The sequence below is a fragment of the Chryseobacterium sp. G0201 genome, assembly GCF_003815655.1.
Classification (GTDB): Bacteria; Bacteroidota; Bacteroidia; order Flavobacteriales; family Weeksellaceae; genus Chryseobacterium.
Genome location: NZ_CP033917.1, coordinates 3,192,991 through 3,213,557, shown reverse-complemented (window position 1 = coordinate 3,213,557; position 20,567 = coordinate 3,192,991). Strand labels below are relative to the sequence as shown.

Genomic DNA, 20,567 nt, shown 5'->3' with positions numbered 1-20,567 from the left:
ATTATTTCCTAACCGCTGAAACCACTTTTTTACCTAAAGTGAAAATTGCAACAGCTCCCAATCCACCAACGATTCCAAGCGTAAGTTCTTTCAAAACATCCGGCCAAGTTGGAAGTACCCCATGAAGGAATTCTACTCTATGTAGAAAAATTCCGCCAGCTACCATGATCAAAGCGATCGTACCTACTACACCTAAAATTTTAATAACGATAGGTAAAGCCTTCACCAAAAAATGGCCAAGTGTCCCGAAGAAACCTTTATCGTTACTTTTTTTGATCAATTTAAATCCGGCATCATCCATTCTTACGATCAACGCTACAATTCCGTAAACTCCTACAGTGGCAATAAATGCAACCAAACTCGTTACTAAAATCTGCGTAATGAAGGGATGATTTTCTTCCAATACGGTTCCCAATGCAATAATTACGATCTCGATCGATAAAATAAAATCTGTTGTAATTGCAGATTTTACCTTAGCTTTTTCTATTTCTTCAGAACTTTTTTCGTCTTGTACAATTTCCTCTACCACTTCATGACCCTTTTTGTCACGGTGAAAAAGAAATTCTATCACTTTTTCAACCCCTTCGAAAGCTAAATATAATCCTCCAAGGATCAATACATAATTAATCGCCGGTGAATACAGCCAATTGAGTAAAAATACGATAGGCAGAATGATGAGTTTGTTGATAAAAGATCCTTTTGTGATCGCCCATAAAACAGGGATTTCACGTGAAGAAAGGAAGCCCGTAGCTTTTTCTGCATTTACAGCAAGATCATCTCCCAAGATCCCCGCTGTTTTTTGAGTCGCTATTTTACTTGTAACCGCCACATCATCCATCAAAGCTGCGATATCATCCAAAATTGCAAAAAAACCAGAAGCCATATTTTAATGTTTTTTTAATAATTGTTAAGGAGCAAAAATAATTATTTAATTCGACTTTATTGTATGATTCAAAAAGGTTTTAAGAGAAATTAAAAACATTTTATTTATTAATTACTTTCAAAAAAATATTTACAATGTAATATAAATTCTTACCACAAAATTTTAGGCTTATAACTTCTTCGATTAGGTTCCGAGCCTGATATTTTATGTTTTGAACATGGATAATTGAAGTTAAAAGCCTACTATTTTAACTTAAAGGCTTCTTCGAATAACTTTTTAACGTAAAAAAAGAAGAAAAAAAACTCATCAGTGAAGCTATTAACCTAGAAACGATTCATTAATTCAATGTAATTATCTAAAAACATTTAAATTATATGTACCAAAACACTACCACCAGAATTTTTTGCATATCATTGAACAATGGTAAAAATCATTTGACTACTTAATTGTTTAAAACTTTTTTTGCGTAAATTTATTTCATGAAAAAGCTCATTCTCAGATATCATTTTTTTGTTTTAGGGTGTCTCAGCTTTTTATTAAATTCTTGTAATACAAAATTCAGAGTCTGGATGGGAGCTAACAATCAGCAGAAAATCTATAACTTAAAATACGGAGAACATGAGAGACAAAAAATGGATATTTTCCTCCCGAGAGAGTATCCTGTTGATTCTCCTGTCGTTCTTATCGTACACGGTGGCGCCTGGACATTAGGTAAAAAAGAGCATATGATCCAGATTCAGAAAATGCTTTTTGAAAATAACATTCCAAGCATTAATATGAATTACAGACTGGTTTCAAAATCAAAAAAAATCACTTACAGAGAGCAGTTGGAAGATATAGGTTTAGCCATCAATACATTTAATTCTCTGGCAGAAAAAGCAGAACTTCAACCAAACAATTATATCATTTTGGGAGAAAGTGCCGGCGGGCATTTGTCTTTACTTTACGGCTATCAACATCCTGATCAGGTAAAAAAAATTATTTCTCTGAGCGGGCCTACGGATTTTTACTCTAAAGAATATTTAAATTCATTTTATTCAAAATATACTTCACCTACTTTTCAAAAGGTGGTGGGGATAAAATTTGACCGCAAAAACTTGTCTGAGGAATTCCAAAAAGCAAGTCCAATTGCTAATATTTCTAATGTTCCTACTCTTTTATTTCAAGGGAATACTGATTTCCTAGTTAATCAACATCAGGGTTTATTACTTGATTCTGTACTTACTGAGAAAAATATTCCTCATAAACTGATTTTCATGAAAAAAACAGGTCACGTTCCAAGATTATTCAATAAAAAGAAAAGAGACAGCATTATCTATCCCAACATTCTGGAATGGATAAAAAAATAACCCACTTCAAAAGCGGGTTATTGATATTTTATGATGTCTTTTATTTATTCAGGATCTTGATCTTGATTTTCATATTTAGAATGATCTTCTTTCTTACCGAATAAGAATTTAACAATTACAGGAAGTGTTGTTACTAAAACAATAATAATGATAATGTATTCTAGTTTTTCCTTTAAATTAATTCCAAACTGATCCATAAATAATTTGTCAAGATAGTGTCCTGCAAAAATCAATAAGAACGACCAAAGCACAGCTCCGATCACATTATCTCTTAAAAACTCTTTTTTATCCATTTTTACAATCCCCGCAACCATTGGTGTAAAAGTTCTTACAACAGGTAAAAATCTAGCCATAATAACAGCTAAAGCTCCATGTTTTTCGAAAAAATCATGCGCCTGATAAAGATATTTTTTCTTAAACAGCATTGTATCCTGCTTTTTATACAGAGCAGGTCCGGCTTTTACTCCAACGTAATATCCAACTTCGTTACCAATAATTGCAGCAAGGGCAACCGCCGAAGCCAAAATCGTAGTATCTAAGAAATCACTCCCCGTGGAGCCAAAAGTCTCTTTGATGATATCAACAGCATAAATCCCTGAAACAAACAGTAAAGAATCCCCAGGTAGAAAAAATCCTACAAAAAGACCGGTTTCAGCAAAAACAATAAATAAAATAAGCCAAAACCCTCCCATTTTTATATAAAATTCAGGGTTTAATAAATCTCGCCAGCTATTGAAATCTTCCATATATATTGATAAGTAACAAAAATAAGTCTAATAAACTTCAAAAGGAAATTAATTATAAGAATTTAACTAAAAGATGACATGATATTTATAAGTCCATATCATCAGCCGAGCCTCCCGTTCCGTCTGCCATCAGATATGCTTTCAGGAATGGAGTAAGATTTCCGTTCATCACAGAATCTACGTCTGAGGTTTCATGAGCTGAGCGTACATCTTTTATCAATTTATAAGGATGCATGACGTAGTTTCGGATCTGACTTCCCCACTCGATCTTCATTTTGTTGGCTTCAATTTCGTTACGGGCTTTCAAACGTTCTTCCAGTTCCTTTTCGTATAATCTTGAACGAAGCAACTGCATTGCTTTTTCTTTATTTTGAAGCTGTGAACGGGATTCTGAGTTTTCAATGATAATTCCTGTCGGTGCGTGACGAAGACGAACAGCGGTTTCAACCTTGTTAACGTTTTGTCCACCCGCTCCCGAACTTCGCATGGTTTCAAATGAAATATCTGCAGGATTAATATTAATCTCGATCGTATCATCAACCAAAGGATAAACGTATACGGAAACGAAACTTGTATGACGTTTTGCATTACTGTCGAATGGCGAAATTCTTACCAATCTGTGAACTCCGTTTTCACCTTTCAGATATCCGAAAGCATACTCACCTTCGATTTCTAAGGTTACCGTTTTTACTCCGGCAACATCACCTTCTTGGTAATTCAGTTCTTTGATCTTGTAGCCTTGCTTTTCTGCCCACATTGTGTACATTCTCATCAACATGGCCGCCCAGTCACAACTTTCTGTACCTCCGGCTCCTGCCGTGATTTGTAAAACAGCAGAAAGTTCATCACCTTCGTTGGAAAGCATATTTTTAAACTCAAGATCTTCGATTTTTTCTACCAATTTAGGGAACGCTTCATCTAATTCTTTTTCAGAATCGGGATCTTCTTTGGCAAATTCAACCAAAACCTGTAAATCTTCAAACTGAGTATTAATCTCGTCATAACCTTCCACCCATTTCCTCTTGGAACGAAGTTGTTTCAGGAAAGTTTCTGCTGCTTTAGGATTATCCCAAAATTCAGGTGCAGCCGTTTTTTCATCGTCATTAGAAATTTCTATCTTCTTTTTTTCTATATGAAGATATTTATATAGGTCTTCAATTCTGGATTGAACTTCTTTTATCTGGTCGTTGTTGATCACGAAATTATTCTTTTTTGCAAAAATAATGATATTTTATGGTTTTTTACTGTTCGTGATTTTTAAATAGAAAACTCTTCAGATTTTAAATAACTGATTTTAATATATTATCTGTTAAATCGCCACTGATTAACAGCTTTAGTCTGAAAATTATATTTAACCGCCAAATATCTTAATACAGAAGCAAGAATAATAGCAATTATGGCAGCAGTTTCTGCATGTAAATTCAGTAGCGTTCCCAAAATTAAGAAAACAGTAATGGCAAGAATAGAATTGACTGCATAATATTGTCCCGGTTTAAAAAAATGCGACTCTTCCTTCATCAAAATATCCCGCAGCAATCCTCCGCCGATTGCATTGATAAACCCTATGATAAAAGCAGAAAAAATACTTAATCCCAAAACTATTGCTTTCTGCGTACCAAAAACAGCATACATTCCCAGTGAAATTGCATCAATAATATTAATCAAAATCGTAAAATGTCTGCTGTATTTATATAAAAACATGGCGATTATGCCTGCAAGAAAAATGCTCAAAAGATATCTGTAATCCAGCAAAGGAGCCGGCGCCCCATGTTGCAGCAAAACATCTCTTATCAAGCTACCACCAGTACTTGTTACCATGGCTACAATAAAAACGCCTATAAAATCATACCCCTTTTCAATGGCTTTAATAGAGCCCGAAAAGGCAAATAAAAATACAGCAAAAAGATCAAAAAAAACAGGAAGCAAATAACTTCCGTTCAAACTTACATGTTCCATAATTTTAAAAGCCAAAGTTAGATATTTATAGTAACTAATTGACTTTTAAGTATATAATCACATAACAAATACTTTACGTTAAAAATTATTAATTAAGTTGATTGAATTATAAAATTTAATCATATAAAGTTATTATTTGGGATTAAAAAAAAGTTGTAACTCATCATTTTTTTTACCCTTTACTTTCACCTTTTTCCTCGCCGTTATGATGAAAACCAATGATCCTTTGCGGTTCTTCAACGATTCTATAAGATTCCAGCTCAACTTTTAAAGATTGAATTCTATATTGAAAATCATCGGAATTATTGATAATAACATCACTTAAAAATCGAGCGATCTGTTCAAGATATTCTTCTGTAAGTTTTCCGGTAGCATCTCTTAATGCGCCAGTAAGAAGCGTTTCATCGATCTTTAGATTTTCGTTTCTTGTTCTCTGATAAAGATTTTTGATTCGTTTTTTTAAGCTTTGTGTAAAATCGATCAACATGGTGTTGCTGAAAACCTTCATTTTGGATGAAATATCCTGCCAGAAAGGGATTTTATCGGCTTTGTTATTTTTAAGAATTTTATATAGTAAAGAATCCTGTTCAAGACCTCTTGTCATGGCATACAGAATGATTTCCGAACGCTCAGAAGCATTGGGCGGAAAAATAGGAACCATTACATCAAACCTTCCCGGAGCCAGAATTTCTTCATCAATTTCCGATACCGTATTCGCGGAACCAACCATCAATACATCTTCTTTTTCGAACTTTCCGATATGATGAAGAATGATTTCCTGAGTCTCAAGATTGCAGGAAGCGATATCTTTTTCGGCTTTTCGCTCCATCATAATTTCGTCAAAATCTTCAAGGAAAAGTAAAACTTTATCTTCTTTCATCATTTCTAGAAGAAAATCGTTGAAATTGGTCTTGTTTCCGTCTAACAAAGAGGTTCCCAGATAATGTTTTTTAACTTCTTTGAATTTATAATTAATGATTTCGGCAATTTTATTAGCCCAGAAAATTTTTCCGCTTCCTGGAGGTCCGTAAAGAATCATTCCGGCAGGTTTATTAATTCCCCAGTCTTTAATTTGTTGTGGATTTAAAAATGGTTCCAAAACACTCGAAATATAAAAGAATAAATCTCTGTAACCTATAAAATCTCTGTGTTCAAGGCTTGTTTTATGACCAAAATAATTATAAACAAACTGATAGTTTCCGCCTAATTTATTATCAATTCCATAACTTGAAATAGAAGATTTAAAGAAACCGTTATCAAAAATATTGGGATTGGATTCTTTTATGGCTTGTTCTACCTTTTGCTTTGATTTATTAATGGTTTCCGCAATTTGCTCGGGCGTTTTGTTTTCATCAAGATCTTTTTCATATTTTTTTAAAAAATCTAAATTTTCGCGGGCGAACTTTTCAAAATCTTTCTTCACTTCAAAATTGGTGCTGATACACACTCCCAATTCAAGATCAAAATCCTGTATAAATCTTTTTATAGCTTCTGCAGAAACATGCAGTTCTTTTGCCAACTCAATTAACTTCATAATTAATCATTAATTCTATCAAATTTAGTATTTAATATATGAATGAGCAATACCTTGTAGGTGGTATGCTGTAAGCTTTAGGCAGTAAACAGAAAAATTCACAATTCATAACTCATAACTCATACTTAATAACTTATAATTTTAAATTTTTGTAACAATTTCTAATTTATAAAGACTACTACTATGTAAAACAAATTACATGGAAAAAATCTTATCAGTAAAAAATCTCACCAAAAAATTCAAAAGAGTTGTGGTAAACAATATTTCTTTTGATGTTGAGAAAGGCAATGTTTATGGCCTTTTGGGTCCAAACGGAAGCGGAAAATCCACTACTTTCGGGATGTTGCTATCAACCATAAATCCTACAAGCGGCGATTGGTTTTGGTTTGGAAAAAAAGGAACAGATTCCGACACTTTGAAAAAAATTGGAGCGATTATCGAACAGCCTAATTTCTATCCTTATCTAAGCGCAGAAACCAATCTGAAAATCGTAGCTGAAATAAAGGGAACGCCTTATGAAAGAATTGATGAAGTCTTGAAAACCGTCAATCTTTATGAACGAAAAAAGGATACTTTCAAAACGTTCTCATTAGGAATGAAACAACGTCTGGCCATAGCTTCCGCGATTTTGAACAATCCTGAAGTTCTTATTTTAGATGAACCAACAAACGGACTTGATCCTGAGGGAATTATCCAGATCAGAGATATCATCAACAGTATTGCTAAACAGGGAATTACGATTATTATAGCAAGTCACCTTTTAGATGAAATTGAAAAAATCTGTAGCCATGTTATTGTATTAAAAGAAGGAAACGCAATCTATTCCGGAAGAGTGGATGAAATGACCAGCAACAAAGGATATTTTGAATTAAAAGCAGACAACAACACTCAACTTTTAAGCGCATTGGAAGAACTTCAATGGTTCACTTCCGTAAAAATAGACGGAGAAATTATTAAAGCTCAGATTCGCGATGATGCTTCAATTTCGGCTTCAGCTCTAAATCAAAAACTGGCAGAAAAAGGTATTTTCTTATCACATCTGAATAAGAAAAAATTATCTCTTGAAACTCAATTCCTTGAACTTGTAAAAAACACGAATCATGCTTAAACTATTAAAACTCGAATATTATAAAAATCTGAATTATAGACCATTCAAGGTTTTCACCATCATGTATTTTGCAATTTTGATTGCATTGCTTTTTATCGGACTTGTAGATTTGGATGTTTTTGGAGCTACGATTAATTTAAAGCAAGAGGGAATATATAATTTTCCGGAAATCTGGAATTTTACGACTTATATTGTTGCTTTATTGAAAATATTTTTGGGACTAATCATTGTATTTTCTATTTCACAGGAATTCAGCAACAGAATGTTTAAGCAAAACACAATTGATGGACTTAGCAGAAAAGAATTTATTGCTTCAAAACTTTTGACAATTACAGTTTTTACGATTGTTTCTACCCTTCTTGTGTTTATCATCACCTTATTTTTAGGTCATACCTATTCTAAGAATACAGATTCTGAGATGGTTTTCAAGGAAATATTCTTTATTGGGAACTATTTTGTAAAGCTTTTTACATTTTTTTGTTTCCTGATGTTTCTTTCTATATTGTTAAGAAAATCGATGTTTGTGTTCCTTGGATTCTTCGTTTATTGGATTGTAGAAGGAATATTAACGGCTGTAGAAGTTTTTCAAAAAGTTCGTGGCACTCAGGAATTAGAAAGAATGAAAATCATGAAAGATGATTTTTTCTTTACTCATCTTCTTCCTTTAGAAAGTATGTCGAGCCTTATTCCTAATCCAATGATGAGATTGAATATGGTCAAAATGATTGGATTAAAATACGAATTCACCTATCCTACAGAAAGCTTAATTGCCTGTATCGTTTGGTGTGTGATTTTCATATTCGGTTCTTATTGGATCTTGAAAAAGAGAGATTGGTAAGTCAATTCCAGCTTTTACATTATATAAAATTAAAGTGGTTCATGTTTTGAATCACTTTTTTTGTTTAATTTTAATTTTCTTTGAAGCTAATGATGAAAAACTTACCTCTATTTTTAATAACAACACTTTCAATATTATCATCAATTGTAATTACCTCATGTAATCAAAAAGCGGAAAATTTTGTTAAAAAAACAGCTTCAATTATAAAACCAAAACCTGTTGCAAAACCTGCAATTGACCTCAATAAAACCGATAAAAAAGGAGAAGAAGCTCTTGAATTTTGTAAGAAAAATAAGTTTAATACAGAGTTTTGTATCTTAATTGATATGAGTTTACATTCGGGAATTAACCGATTCTTTATTTATGATTTTAAACAAAAGAAAATTACACAGAAATATTTGGTTGGCCACGGATGCGGAAACAATATCTGGAGTTGGGATCAATCAAAAGATAAGCCCGATTTCAGCAATGAAGACGGAAGCCACCTTTCAGCTTTAGGAAAATATAAAATTGGAGAAAGAGGTAGAAGTGAATGGGGAATTAACGTAAAATATTTGATGCACGGCTTGGAAAAAACGAATAATAATGCATTAAAAAGAACGATTGTTTTTCATTCTTGGGATAAAATGAGCAATGATGAAGTTTTTCCAAAAGGATCGCCTGAAGGTTGGGGCTGTCCGACGGTTTCTAATGATGCATTGAAAAAGATTGATCCTGTATTGCAGAATTCTGCCAAGCCGGTTTTGATGTGGATTTATAATTAAAAATATGAGAAAAAGTAATAAAATATATTATTTTCCGGGATTGATAAGTGCTATTATTATTCCGATTTTGTTTTGGTATTACGCAAGCCAGAGAGTTCATCCACCCTATACTGTCATGGATTTAGGGCTTCCTGCAAAAATAAAGAAAGGAATAAAAGATTCAAATTCCTCCTTTGAATCTTTTAGAAATTGGAACTATAAAAAGATTATCGTAAAACCTAACACTGCATTACAAAATCAACAATATTATGTTTCAGAATTAAAAAAACTACAGGCAAAAAATGAGAAGGAAACCGGAATTGAATTTGTAATTGATGATAAAAATAATTATCAGGACTTCATAGCTTTAATGGATGCTATGAAACTGGCTGATCAAGAAAACTATGGGGTTGATGTAGAAAAAACTAATCATTTTTTTGCGATTCATGAGTATAACGCCCCAAATGCCATTGAAAAAAAATATGATGGAATTACAGGGTGTGTCGTTTGGCAATATTTCAAATATAAAGAAAGTTATACAGGTTTTGAAAGAATTAAATATCTGCTTGACCTTCCTAAACAAGCTTATTATATCATCTTCGGATTTTTACTGTTTATGAACATATCAATGCTAAGTATTAAAGAGAGATTTCAAATAAACAGAAAAATATTCATATGAAAAAGATATATTATTTTCCGGGATTGATAAGTGCTATTATTATTCCGATTTTGTTTTGGTATTATATAAGTCCGCATATTGATAAAACCGTTTACAATATTATGGATTTTGGAATTCCAACAAAATTAAGCTCAGAAAGAGATATAAATTCAAAAAATTCATTTGAATCAATAAGAAATTGGAAATATAAAAAGATAAAAGTTATATCCAATAAAGCTAAAGAAAATTCAGCTTTTTATGTATCAGAAGTTAAAAAACTTCAAAAAAGAAATGAAAAAAATACCGGAATTGAATTTATTTTAGATAAAAACAGTACCTACGGAGATTTTGCATCTTTAATAAATGATATGGCTATTGCTAGACATGAAACTTATGGTTTAGATATAGAAAAAACCGGACATTTCTTTGTACCTGTAATTTATAAGGATCCAAATGCTAAGGTATTTAAATATGAATGTCTTCTCTGTAATGATAATCTTACTGATTATAGGGATCCAACTGTTATGGATAAAATTTCTGATTTTATCAACGGAGAATATTATAAAACGTTTTTTCAAAATATCTCTAAACTTCCAAAAGGGGCTTTTATAATCATCTTCGGATTCTTATTATTTCTAAACATCTCCATGTTAAGCATTAAAGAAAGATTTCAATTAAGTTTAAAATAAAAAAGGTTGCCTTTCGACAACCTTCCTTTTGCATTATTTTTTATCTAACAGAGAAAGATATTCTCCGTACCCTTTTTTCTCCATTTCCGCTTTAGGAACAAACTTTAGAGAAGCACTGTTGATACAGTAACGAAGTCCGCCTTTATCTGCCGGACCGTCATTGAAAACGTGTCCTAAATGGGCATCTCCGGTTTTGCTTCGCACTTCTGTTCTATCCATTCCGGCTGATGTGTCTAATTTTTCGTCAATCAGTTTTTTAGTGATCGGTTTTGAAAAACTTGGCCATCCACAACCTGATTCAAACTTATCGGTTGAAATAAATAACGGTTCGCCAGTTGTAATATCTACATAAATACCTTCACGGGTTTCGTCCCAATATTCGTTTTTGAAAGGCATTTCAGTACCATTTTCCTGAGTCACTTTATATTGTTCAGCCGTTAGTTTTTCTTTTAAAACTTTTTTATCCTCTTTTTGATATTTTGGTTTTGCATCTTTCTTTGGAAGAGGGTTTGCATTTTTCGCCATTTCAAAAAGTCCCGGCTCGATATGGCAATATCCTCCCGGATTTTTATCCAAATAATCTTGGTGATAATCTTCTGCTTTATAGAAATTTTTCAACGGAATCGTTTCTACAACTAGAGGCTTACTATAATTTTTAGCTAATTTTTGAACTTCTTCTTTCACAATAGCCTCAGTATCTTTATCTGTTGAATAAATCCCTGTTCTGTACTGATCTCCTCTGTCATTTCCCTGTTTGTTCAGACTTGTAGGATCGATCGTTTTGAAATAAAGATCAATTAATAGTTTTAAATCAACTTGTTCAGGGTCATATTTCACTTTTACAGTTTCTGCAAAACCTGTTGTATGACTTACCACTTCTTCATAAGTAGGATTTTGAGTTTTTCCGTTGGCATAACCAACTTCCGTTCCTACAACTCCGCGAACCTGTTGAAAAAAATGTTCTGTTCCCCAAAAACATCCGCCTGCAAAATAAACTTCTTTTAAATTTTTGTCGTTCATAACTGTCTCATTATCTTTTTTAGTTTCTATCGGTTTCTTTTTTAAAGAATCTCCGCAACTTGTCGCAAATACTGCGATGCCCAGCACCATCCCGAGCAATACTAATATGTTTCTCATTTTTATCTTTTTATTATTATTCATTTTTTGTCATTTTGAAGTATCATTAATCCAAATCCTAAAAACATCAGGTCTTTTAGGATAAAAAAGTCCGTTACAGGAATTCCGTCCACTACTTTCCAAATTCCGGGAGTTGTAAATAAGTAACTCAAAGTGGTAAGGAAAGTCACGATCATTCCTATCGCTGCATACCTTCGTAAGTATGCAAATTTCGCACTAAATATGAGTAGCAATGCAATGATAATTTCTATCGCTCCGATAGCATTTGACACTGCCTGAACGCTCATGATATCATATACGTAAAAAGTAAGGAAGTGGTTTTCTACAAGGTTTTTTATTCCCGCAGCTTCGGTGGGGGTAAATTTGAAAATTCCGATCCAAAGCAAAATAAGAGCTGTCCCGAAAAGCGAAATATAATAACCTGTTTTGTACGTTGGTAATTCTTTGTTGATTGATGATGTTCCGTCCATTTTTTTAAGATTTTGAATTAATACTTTGTTATTTTCAAAAGTATAGTCGGAACAATTTCAAAATCCTGACATTATTTTTTCTAAATATCTAAATTCTTAAACATCTTATCTTTAAACAACTGAATATCAGATTCATTAATTTTATTTTCTTCTTTATGAAAAAGTTTTATTTTTAAAATATCATCTAAAATTTTCAATTTCTTTTCATACGCTTTGCACCATTTACAAATCATTAAATGCATGGAAAGTTTCCAATTCTCTTTTGGAGAAATGGAATTGGCATTTCTTTTTTCCATGAGCAATGTGGCTTCACTACATGGTAAAAATAATATATGAATAAATTTTTTTAACATTTTCTTATTCTTTATGATTGTGCAAACCAGTTAAAATCCAGACATTCTCTGAGCTGCATTCTACTTCTTTGCAGAATCTTCCATAGATTAGTCGTAGAAATATTCAATTCCTGACTTACTTCCGGTGCTTTCTTTTCTTGAAGATAATACATCTTCATCGGAATCTTCCATCTGGAGGGCAAATCTTCGATACAGTCTTCCAATGTTTTATTAAAATCATTATTATCCAAAAGCTCTGTTTCTTTATTGGTAGCATCCCAATCGTTCAGTACATCATTATTTTTCCATGAGCCTGTTTCATCAAAAAAATGGTCAAGCCTGATTTCGGGTTCAGATTTATATTTTTTTCTGTAAAAATCAGCTACTTTATTATTAAGAATCGTATTCAGCCAAGTTAAAGGTTTACTTTTTCCTTCAAAAGAATCATACGACGAAAAAGCAGCAATAAAAACCTCCTGAACAATATCTTCCGCCTCTATTTTATCTGAAAGCACATAAACCGCTCTTTTCAACAAAGATTCGGAGTATTGTTCAATCCAACTTTTTAATGTTTCGTTTTTCGTCATTTACTGTTTAATATTATTTGCCCACAGATTGCACAAATTGGCACAGATGTTTGAGTTTTAAAAATCTGCGAGAGTTTTTATTTAATATTAAAACGAATATAGAAAGTTAAATCTTAAAGTGCAAAATTTTCATTAAATCATTTGGTCATTGCGAGGAGCGAAGCGAGCCTGTACTGAGTCTGTCGAAGTAAAGCAATCTCAAAAAAAACAAAATTGAAATCTTTGTTTTCCGACCGTCGAGATCCTTCCAGGATGACAAAGTTTGCGGATAATTATTACTTCTAATATTGAGAAGAATGACTGCAAACCTAGCCCCGATTGAAGAGAAAATCCTTTTTTGAAAAAAAAGATTGCAACGGAAAGCGGGAAATAGCTCCTTAAAATGTTTCAAACTATTGAAACAATCTTTCCAAAAGTATTAAATATTTAAAACTAAATCACCTAAAAATAGTAAATTTGCATCTTATCGAAAATTTGTAAAAAGCAAAGCAACATATATAATTATGACATCACAAGAGATACGTCAAAAATTTTTAGATTATTTTAAAAGTAAAGGCCACCTTATCGTTCCTTCGGCTCCAATTGTGCTGAAAGACGACCCTACTTTAATGTTTTCCAACTCCGGAATGACGCAGTTCAAGGATTTTTTCTTAGGCTACAAAACGCCTACCGCCCCAAGAATTGCCGATACACAGAAGTGTTTGAGAGTTTCCGGGAAGCATAATGACTTGGATGATGTAGGTAGAGATACTTATCACCACACCATGTTTGAGATGTTGGGAAACTGGTCTTTTGGTGATTATTTTAAAAAAGATGCTATTGCTTTTGCCTGGGAATTGCTGACGGAAGTTTACGGAATTCCAAAAGAGAACTTATATGTAACCATTTTTGAAGGAGACGCTTCTGAGAATCTTGAAAGAGATCAGGATGCTTATGATTTCTGGAAATCTCATATTTCTGAAGACAGAATTATCAACGGAAATAAGAAAGATAATTTCTGGGAAATGGGTGAAAGCGGACCTTGCGGACCTTGTTCAGAAATTCATATTGACATCAGATCAGAAGAAGAAAAAGCTAAAGTTTCAGGGCTAGAATTGGTAAATAACGACCACCCACAAGTTGTTGAAGTCTGGAACTTGGTTTTCATGGAATTCAACAGAAAAGCTGACAAATCACTGGAAAAACTTCCTCAACAACACGTTGATACAGGAATGGGCTTCGAACGTCTTTGTATGGCGCTTCAGGGGAAATCTTCCAATTATGACACCGATGTTTTCACTCCGTTGATTTCTAAAGTTGAAGAACTTTCTGGTAAAAAATATACAGGAATTTTAGAAGACGAAAAAGATATTGCCATCCGTGTTGTGGTAGACCACATCAGAGCGGTTTCTTTTGCGATTGCAGACGGACAATTGCCTTCAAACGGAGGGGCAGGTTACGTGATCAGAAGAATTTTAAGAAGAGCTATTTCTTATTCTTACAGATTCCTGGATATGAAAGAACCTTTTCTTTTCGAATTAGTTGCTGTTCTTAAAGATCAGATGGGACAATTCTTCCCTGAACTAGTAAAACAAGGAAAATTGGTAACAGAAGTTATCAAAAGCGAAGAAGAATCTTTCTTAAAAACAATTGAAAACGGATTGATCAGAGTTGAAAGATTAATTCAACAAACGATTGAAAGCAAGTCGAAGGTTTTACCAAGCGAAGAAGTTTTTGAATTATATGATACTTATGGTTTCCCGGATGATTTAACGAGAATTATTGCAGAGGAAAAAGGATTGACCATCGATGAAGAAGGTTTCAAAGCGGAAATGGAGAAGCAAAAACTTCGTTCAAAAGCTGATTCTGCTCAGAAAGTGTACGACTGGGTAACTTTAGAAGAAAAACCGGAAAACTTCGTTGGTTATGACCAAATCGAAGCAGAAACATACATTACAAGATACAGAAAAGTAGAAAATAAAGACGGTGAATTTTATCAGGTTGTGTTGAGCAACTCTCCTTTCTACCCTGAAGGTGGTGGACAAGTTGGTGATAAAGGCGTTCTTGAAAACGCTACAGAAAGTTTCGAAGTATTAGAAACCAAAAAGGAAAACGGATTGATTATTTCTTTAATCAATGGTCTTCCGAAAGATGCAGGTGCTGTTTTCTATGCTAAAGTAGATGCAACCGACAGAAAAAACTCCCAAGCAAATCACTCGGTGACTCACCTTTTGCATGAAGCTTTAAGAGATGTTTTAGGAACTCACGTTGAACAAAAAGGTTCTTACGTTGGTCCTGAGTATCTTCGTTTTGACTTTTCTCATTTCAATAAAATGACAGAGGAAGAATTGGCTTTGGTTGAAGAAAAGGTTAATGCAAAGATTAAAGAAAGTATTGCTTTACAGGAATTTAGAAATATTCCGATTCAGGAAGCGATTGACAAAGGTGCAATGGCTTTGTTTGGTGAAAAATATGGTGACAGCGTTAGAATGATCCAGTTTGGAAGTTCAAAAGAACTTTGCGGTGGAACTCATGTTAAAAATACAAGCGAAATCGGTCATTTCAAATTAACTTCAGAAAGTTCTGCAGCAGCAGGAATCAGAAGAATTGAAGCGATTTCAGGAGATAAATCTGATGAATATTTCAAAGGTTTAGAAAAGCAAATTACAGAGCTTTCTCAATTGTTGAAATCTAAAGATGTTGTACGTTCGATCGAAAAATTAATCGAAGAAAATGCATCATTGAAATCAGAAGTAGAAGCTTTCAAAAAAGAAAAAGCAAAAGGCGAAATCGATGACTGGAAAGGTGCTTATGAGCAAAAAGGCGATAAATTACTTTTAGTGAAAAGAACTTCTTTAGATGCTGGTTCAGTGAAAGACATCGTCTTCCAGTTGAAGAAAGAAATTCCAACTTCTATAACGGTTATCCTGTCCGACGCAGACGGAAAACCAATGATTACCGTTGGAGTTTCAGATGATTTAGCCGGAATTTATCAGGCTGGCGCACTTATTAAAGAGTTAGCTAAAGAAATCCAAGGCGGAGGCGGTGGAAACCCAGGTTTCGCAACTGCTGGAGGAAAAAATCTTGATGGTTTGGAAAATGCTTATCAGAAAGCTTTAAATATTTAATTAAATTCATTTAAATATAAAATAAAGAACGTCCGAAATTTTCGGGCGTTTTTCTTTTTCATCCAAGATTTTCTCTATCAAAAATCATTTGAATATCAATGATTAAAACTTTTCCAACACAATAAATATTATTACTTTTGACATAGTTTTTTTTACATGAAAAGGGTTTTACTGTTTATATTTTTCTTGATCTCTATTTTTGGTTTTTCACAATCAAAAATCAAAGTAGTAGACGATGCTAGTAAAATTCCTGTTCCCAATGCTAAAGTGTTTTGTAATGACAAATTATTGGGCGAAACAGATGCTCAGGGTATTTTGGAATTTAAGTCAAAATGTAAAAGCATCACCGTTCAGGCGAGTCAATATCAGAAAGAAACATCAGTTGTAGAAAGCGACATGACCGTTTCACTTATCAAAAAATCTTCAAAAACAACAGCCATTGAAGAAATTATTATTGAAGATAAAAGTGATCCGAAAGCGTTAGAAATACTTAAAAAAGTAAATCAATACTTCACAAAAAATTCCCCGAAAAGTTTAGAATCTTATACTTACAAATCTTACGAAAAAATTTCATTAGATATTGATGAAGACAGTATTTCTCAGTTTAATCAATTCTTTGAGGACAATAATTTATTCAAGAAAAAAAGAGAAAAAGATTCATTAAATAATATTTCCGCAAGACAAATATTTTCAAAAAGTAAATTATTTCTTTGGGAAAGGGCTCAGGAATTTTTATTTTCAAAAAAATATGGTGAAAAGATCAACATTCTGGACAACAGAATTTCGGGTCTTAAACAACCCATTTATGAGATGATCGCTCTCCAGCAAAGTAACAGGGATAAAGTTCCTAATCAGTTGAAACAGGAAAATCGAGGGTTATATCGATTCTTTTTAACAGATACTATTGAGATGGATGGCAGAAAAAATTTCGTCATCCGTTTTCGTGAAGTGAATTACAAAAAGCCTGATAAAAAAAGAAAATACAACGGCGCAATCTATATTGATACTGAAACTTATGGAATTAAAAAAATAGAGAATTTCAGTAAAAATAAAAACGACGGAATCATTACCAGCACCTGGATTTTCTATAACAATAAATGGTTTTTAGCCCACGAAACGGTAAAGCTCAGAATGAATAAAATGGCGATGCAGGAAGACAAAAGAAGCCAGAATAAAGATGAAACGGAGAACAAGGATAAAAGAAATTTTGGAACTTATGCTTTTCTCACTTCAAAATATTTCGACTTCAAATCGCCTGTTGAAGAAGATCCCAAAGATTTCAAAGGATACACTTTCGCTGTAAAAAATGCAGACGGAAAGTCGCTCGATCTATATCGAACTGAACCTCTGACAGACAGAGAAAAAAATACCTACACTACCATCGACAGCCTCGGAAAAAAATACAATATTGATAACAAAGCCAGAATATTAACAGGTTTGATCAATGGGCAGATCCGAGCAGGAATCGTAGATTTTGCGGTGGATGAAATTGTTAATTTCAACTCTTATGAAGGTTTCAGAGTTGGTTTAAAGGCTAAATTGAATGAAAATTTTAATCCTTATTTTTCACCGGATTACTATTTTGCATACGGTTTCAAGGATGATAAATGGAAGTACGGAATCGGGCTTGATATTAAAACCAATTTAGATAAAAATTCATTTTTCAGGGTAGATTATTATAATGATGTTACCGCTTCGGGAGAATTTTACAGAAGATTATGGAACTTCAAAATGAGGATGATGAATTATGGAAACAACCTTAATAACGATAAATATTATCATTACAGAGGCGCTTCCATTTCTTATCTGAACGATGTTACCAATGGTCTGACATTGGTTTTCGCTGCAAAAAGAAATTTTGAAGAAGCTAAATTCGATTATCAATTTAGAGACAGCGGTCCCGCGTTTGAGAATTTCAACACCTTATTCACCCTAAAATATTCTCCGAATTCTACCAATATTATGACTCCGCAGGGAAAGTCTATTATTGATCAAAAATATCCGGAGCTTTATTTTAATTACGAACAGAGTTTTAAAATATTAGGCGGAGACTTTAACTACACCCGTTTTGATGCTCTTTTTGTTCATAATTTTAAAACAATGCTCGGAACTACGGGCGTAAGATTTTATGGAGGAATGGTTCTCGGTGAGGCTCCCATCTGGAAAAATTTCACAATGAACGGTTTGGCTTCTCCCAGCAGAGACATTAATTTTAACCTTACCTCTTATTTAGGTTTTGCAACATTGGAAGGAGGAAAATTTTATAATGATAAATTCATAGCCTACTATTTCACTCATAAAATCCCTTGGTATTTCAAAAGTTTCGGGCAGAATGTTTCGAGTTTTGATTTTGTGTTAAGAGGAACGATCGGAGATATGAAACATCCTGAATATCATCAATTCAATTTCAGAAAACTGGATCATCTGTACCAGGAAGTTGGGTTGGAATGGACGAATTTCCTTTCCAGTTATTTCAATTTAGGAATATTCTACAGAGTTGGTTATTACACAACTCCTAATTTTAAGCAGAACTTTGCCATACAGTTTAAACTTAAATTATTAGAGTTTTAAATATGGGTAATGGAATGATGAATGAATAATTAAATAAAAAATGAAAATGAAGACAATACAAATAAAAGCGGAGCAGTTTTTTGAATTATTAAGATTAAAAGACACGCCAATGTGGGAGATTTTTGCTCAAATGATTGATGGTGAAGAAAAGGAAATCGTTTTTTTAGATAACGAAGACAAGTTACTTTTCAATTATATTTTACCTTCAAATAAGGAAAAACTTGAAGAAGACAGAAAAGAGTTTTCAAAACAGTTTTCTGAAAAATTGGCTAACTTTAATTAAAATTTTAAAAAGCATGATTAAAAAACAGTATTTGTTATCCGTTTTCACGCTATTTATTTTCAGTCTTGGAAATGCTCAAAACTATAAGAAACCTTTGGTTTCTGCCATCAAAGAAACAGATCTTAGAAAAGATATGTACGAATTGGCTGCCGATCAATTCTGGGGTCGTGAAGCCGGAACTTTAGATGAATTAAAAGTTTCCATGTGGCTGGCCGACAAAGCCAAGGAAGCAGGAATGAAGCCCGCCGGAGACAACGGAACTTTTTTCCAGTTCTTTGATATGTACAGACATCAGGTCATCCCGCAAAGCAGCTTGAAGATTGGAGAAAACTCTCTAAAATTGTGGAAAGATTTCCTTGTAGCAGAACCTGTAAATGCTAATATTGATGCTGAAATCGTTTATGCCGGAACTACCGAACCTGAAGATCTTTCAAAATTAAATATTAAAGGAAAAATTCTTGCCATCAATGCGTCCGATAAAAATATCGACAAAGAAATGACCCTTTTCGTGAGAAGATATCCCGGATTTGTAAGAACTAAATATTACAACAAAGCCTTTGAATTAGGCGCAAAAGCGATCATTTTCATCACCGATGATACTTCTGAAAAAAGTTGGGTTGAAGTTCTGCCACAAATGACAAGAGGCGTTTACGGTGTGGAAGGATTAAGAGAAAAAGTAACGAATAATATTCCTGTTCTCTGGATCAAAAGAGAAAATGCCAATTGGGTGAAAAATAATCCTAAAATTTCTTTAAACCTCATCACAGAAACGTACAAATATCCTTCTGTGAACATTATTGGAAAGATTGAAGGAACCGATCCAACATTAAAAGATGAATACGTCTTACTAAGCGGTCACCAAGATCACGATGGAGTAAGACATCCCGTAAAAAACGATACGATCTACAACGGAGCCGATGATAATGCAAGTACTTGTGTTGCAATGTTAGCCATGGCAAGAGCTTATAAAAAACAACCTGGAAAGAGAAGTATTTTATTTGTTTTTCATGGTGCTGAAGAAAGAGGATTATTGGGTTCAAGATGGCACGCCGCTCATCCTGTAGTTCCCAAAGAAAAAATTGTTGCCGTCCTAAATGGTGATATGATCGGAAGAAACGACAATAATGAAGCCGCTTTATTAGGAGGTAATGCACCTCATAAAAACTCAGAAGAATTGGTAAAAATGGCTGAGGATGCCAATAATGAAAGTACAAAATTCAAATATCTGAAAGACTGGGATTCTCCGAATCATGCGGAATATTTTTATTTCAGAAGCGATCATCTTCCGTATGCTAAAGTGGGAATTCCTGCGATATTTTTCACGAGTGTTTTGCATGATCAATATCACACTCCGCAAGATGAATCTGAAAATATTAATTATAAAAAACTCTATAAAATGACGGAATGGATGTACAGAACTTCATGGAAAGTAGCCAATGAAGTTGACCGTCCGAAAGTGATTTCTAATTTTACACTGGAAAGATAAAAATCTGTCCTTTTTCTTTGAAATTGAAGATCAGACATACTTAATCACCATTATACATAATACAGAAAAGCTTCACAAATTGTGAAGCTT

19 protein-coding genes are annotated in these 20,567 nt (G+C 33.3%); 10 read left to right on the top strand and 9 right to left on the bottom strand.

Going from position 1 to position 20,567, the window contains the following annotated elements; genetic code table 11:
• Window position 1: 1 nt before the first annotated feature.
• Window positions 2-883, bottom strand: a complete 882-nt coding sequence (locus EG348_RS14550) for a DUF808 domain-containing protein (protein ID WP_123983729.1) — start codon at window positions 881-883, stop codon at window positions 2-4.
• A 479-nt stretch (window positions 884-1,362) separates the two neighbouring features.
• Between EG348_RS14550 and EG348_RS14545 the strand changes: the two genes are divergently transcribed.
• Window positions 1,363-2,232: an alpha/beta hydrolase gene (locus tag EG348_RS14545; RefSeq protein ID WP_123983728.1), complete on the top strand. Its 870-nt coding sequence runs from the start codon at window positions 1,363-1,365 to the stop codon at window positions 2,230-2,232.
• Window positions 2,233-2,276: 44 nt separating this feature from the next.
• Here the strand turns inward: EG348_RS14545 and EG348_RS14540 are convergent, their stop codons facing one another.
• The 4 genes from EG348_RS14540 to EG348_RS14525 all read right to left on the bottom strand — a co-directional run bounded on the left by EG348_RS14540 (window position 2,277) and on the right by EG348_RS14525 (window position 6,468).
• Entirely contained in the window at window positions 2,277-2,978 is a 702-nt protein-coding gene (locus EG348_RS14540) for a DedA family protein (RefSeq protein WP_123983727.1), read from the bottom strand.
• Between the two features lie 85 nt (window positions 2,979-3,063).
• A complete protein-coding gene (prfB, locus tag EG348_RS14535) occupies window positions 3,064-4,176 on the bottom strand; it encodes a peptide chain release factor 2 (protein WP_123983726.1) in 1,113 nt (370 codons plus the stop codon).
• 104 nt (window positions 4,177-4,280) lie between these two features.
• Window positions 4,281-4,934, bottom strand: a complete 654-nt coding sequence (locus EG348_RS14530; RefSeq protein ID WP_123983725.1) for a trimeric intracellular cation channel family protein — start codon at window positions 4,932-4,934, stop codon at window positions 4,281-4,283.
• A gap of 172 nt (window positions 4,935-5,106) precedes the next feature.
• A complete protein-coding gene (locus tag EG348_RS14525) occupies window positions 5,107-6,468 on the bottom strand; it encodes an ATP-binding protein (RefSeq protein WP_123983724.1) in 1,362 nt (453 codons plus the stop codon).
• A gap of 199 nt (window positions 6,469-6,667) precedes the next feature.
• Here EG348_RS14525 and EG348_RS14520 point away from each other — a divergent pair, with 199 nt between their 5' ends.
• The 5 genes from EG348_RS14520 (at window position 6,668) to EG348_RS14500 (ending at window position 10,504) form a co-directional block, all read left to right on the top strand.
• Window positions 6,668-7,576: an ABC transporter ATP-binding protein gene (locus tag EG348_RS14520; RefSeq protein WP_123983723.1), complete on the top strand. Its 909-nt coding sequence runs from the start codon at window positions 6,668-6,670 to the stop codon at window positions 7,574-7,576.
• Window positions 7,569-8,414 carry an ABC transporter permease gene (locus EG348_RS14515; RefSeq protein WP_123983722.1) on the top strand — a complete coding sequence of 282 codons (846 nt, stop codon included), beginning with the start codon at window positions 7,569-7,571 and terminating at the stop codon, window positions 8,412-8,414. The genes EG348_RS14520 and EG348_RS14515 overlap by 8 nt, the downstream gene beginning before the upstream one ends.
• A gap of 89 nt (window positions 8,415-8,503) precedes the next feature.
• On the top strand, window positions 8,504-9,178 hold the full coding sequence (locus tag EG348_RS14510) for a murein L,D-transpeptidase catalytic domain-containing protein (protein ID WP_228414752.1): 675 nt from the start codon (window positions 8,504-8,506) through the stop codon (window positions 9,176-9,178).
• Window positions 9,179-9,182: 4 nt separating this feature from the next.
• On the top strand, window positions 9,183-9,836 hold the full coding sequence (locus tag EG348_RS14505) for a hypothetical protein (RefSeq protein ID WP_123983721.1): 654 nt from the start codon (window positions 9,183-9,185) through the stop codon (window positions 9,834-9,836).
• Window positions 9,837-9,937: 101 nt separating this feature from the next.
• Window positions 9,938-10,504 carry a hypothetical protein gene (locus EG348_RS14500; protein WP_228414751.1) on the top strand — a complete coding sequence of 189 codons (567 nt, stop codon included), beginning with the start codon at window positions 9,938-9,940 and terminating at the stop codon, window positions 10,502-10,504.
• 33 nt (window positions 10,505-10,537) lie between these two features.
• Here the strand turns inward: EG348_RS14500 and msrB are convergent, their stop codons facing one another.
• The 4 genes from msrB to EG348_RS14480 form a co-directional block, all read right to left on the bottom strand.
• Window positions 10,538-11,641: a peptide-methionine (R)-S-oxide reductase MsrB gene (gene msrB, locus EG348_RS14495; RefSeq protein ID WP_123983719.1), complete on the bottom strand. Its 1,104-nt coding sequence runs from the start codon at window positions 11,639-11,641 to the stop codon at window positions 10,538-10,540.
• 20 nt (window positions 11,642-11,661) lie between these two features.
• Window positions 11,662-12,111, bottom strand: a complete 450-nt coding sequence (locus tag EG348_RS14490) for a DUF417 family protein (RefSeq protein WP_123983718.1) — start codon at window positions 12,109-12,111, stop codon at window positions 11,662-11,664.
• An 80-nt stretch (window positions 12,112-12,191) separates the two neighbouring features.
• Entirely contained in the window at window positions 12,192-12,464 is a 273-nt protein-coding gene (locus EG348_RS14485) for a hypothetical protein (protein WP_123983717.1), read from the bottom strand.
• 11 nt (window positions 12,465-12,475) lie between these two features.
• Window positions 12,476-13,030 carry a sigma-70 family RNA polymerase sigma factor gene (locus EG348_RS14480; protein ID WP_123983716.1) on the bottom strand — a complete coding sequence of 185 codons (555 nt, stop codon included), beginning with the start codon at window positions 13,028-13,030 and terminating at the stop codon, window positions 12,476-12,478.
• A gap of 503 nt (window positions 13,031-13,533) precedes the next feature.
• Here EG348_RS14480 and alaS point away from each other — a divergent pair.
• The 4 genes from alaS (at window position 13,534) to EG348_RS14460 (ending at window position 20,477) form a co-directional block, all read left to right on the top strand.
• A complete protein-coding gene (gene alaS, locus EG348_RS14475) occupies window positions 13,534-16,137 on the top strand; it encodes an alanine--tRNA ligase (protein ID WP_123983715.1) in 2,604 nt (867 codons plus the stop codon).
• A 156-nt stretch (window positions 16,138-16,293) separates the two neighbouring features.
• On the top strand, window positions 16,294-18,708 hold the full coding sequence (locus tag EG348_RS14470; RefSeq protein WP_123983714.1) for a hypothetical protein: 2,415 nt from the start codon (window positions 16,294-16,296) through the stop codon (window positions 18,706-18,708).
• A gap of 46 nt (window positions 18,709-18,754) precedes the next feature.
• Entirely contained in the window at window positions 18,755-18,991 is a 237-nt protein-coding gene (locus EG348_RS14465) for a hypothetical protein (protein ID WP_123983713.1), read from the top strand.
• 13 nt (window positions 18,992-19,004) lie between these two features.
• Entirely contained in the window at window positions 19,005-20,477 is a 1,473-nt protein-coding gene (locus EG348_RS14460; RefSeq protein WP_410494128.1) for a M20/M25/M40 family metallo-hydrolase, read from the top strand.
• Window positions 20,478-20,567: the final 90 nt, after the last annotated feature.

What these genes read in the sequence shown, in the direction of transcription:
- EG348_RS14460 (WP_410494128.1), top strand. Translation starts at nt 19,005, where the DNA reads ATGATTAAAAAACAGTATTTGTTATCCGTTTTCACGCTATTTATTTTC.
- EG348_RS14530 (WP_123983725.1), bottom strand. Translation starts at nt 4,934, where the DNA reads ATGGAACATGTAAGTTTGAACGGAAGTTATTTGCTTCCTGTTTTTTTT.
- alaS (WP_123983715.1), top strand. Translation starts at nt 13,534, where the DNA reads ATGACATCACAAGAGATACGTCAAAAATTTTTAGATTATTTTAAAAGT.
- EG348_RS14545 (WP_123983728.1), top strand. Translation starts at nt 1,363, where the DNA reads ATGAAAAAGCTCATTCTCAGATATCATTTTTTTGTTTTAGGGTGTCTC.
- EG348_RS14515 (WP_123983722.1), top strand. Translation starts at nt 7,569, where the DNA reads ATGCTTAAACTATTAAAACTCGAATATTATAAAAATCTGAATTATAGA.
- EG348_RS14540 (WP_123983727.1), bottom strand. Translation starts at nt 2,978, where the DNA reads ATGGAAGATTTCAATAGCTGGCGAGATTTATTAAACCCTGAATTTTAT.
- EG348_RS14480 (WP_123983716.1), bottom strand. Translation starts at nt 13,030, where the DNA reads ATGACGAAAAACGAAACATTAAAAAGTTGGATTGAACAATACTCCGAA.
- EG348_RS14525 (WP_123983724.1), bottom strand. Translation starts at nt 6,468, where the DNA reads ATGAAGTTAATTGAGTTGGCAAAAGAACTGCATGTTTCTGCAGAAGCT.
- msrB (WP_123983719.1), bottom strand. Translation starts at nt 11,641, where the DNA reads ATGAGAAACATATTAGTATTGCTCGGGATGGTGCTGGGCATCGCAGTA.
- EG348_RS14500 (WP_228414751.1), top strand. Translation starts at nt 9,938, where the DNA reads ATGGATTTTGGAATTCCAACAAAATTAAGCTCAGAAAGAGATATAAAT.
- EG348_RS14505 (WP_123983721.1), top strand. Translation starts at nt 9,183, where the DNA reads ATGAGAAAAAGTAATAAAATATATTATTTTCCGGGATTGATAAGTGCT.
- EG348_RS14490 (WP_123983718.1), bottom strand. Translation starts at nt 12,111, where the DNA reads ATGGACGGAACATCATCAATCAACAAAGAATTACCAACGTACAAAACA.
- EG348_RS14550 (WP_123983729.1), bottom strand. Translation starts at nt 883, where the DNA reads ATGGCTTCTGGTTTTTTTGCAATTTTGGATGATATCGCAGCTTTGATG.
- EG348_RS14470 (WP_123983714.1), top strand. Translation starts at nt 16,294, where the DNA reads ATGAAAAGGGTTTTACTGTTTATATTTTTCTTGATCTCTATTTTTGGT.
- EG348_RS14485 (WP_123983717.1), bottom strand. Translation starts at nt 12,464, where the DNA reads ATGTTAAAAAAATTTATTCATATATTATTTTTACCATGTAGTGAAGCC.
- EG348_RS14510 (WP_228414752.1), top strand. Translation starts at nt 8,504, where the DNA reads ATGATGAAAAACTTACCTCTATTTTTAATAACAACACTTTCAATATTA.
- EG348_RS14520 (WP_123983723.1), top strand. Translation starts at nt 6,668, where the DNA reads ATGGAAAAAATCTTATCAGTAAAAAATCTCACCAAAAAATTCAAAAGA.
- EG348_RS14465 (WP_123983713.1), top strand. Translation starts at nt 18,755, where the DNA reads ATGAAGACAATACAAATAAAAGCGGAGCAGTTTTTTGAATTATTAAGA.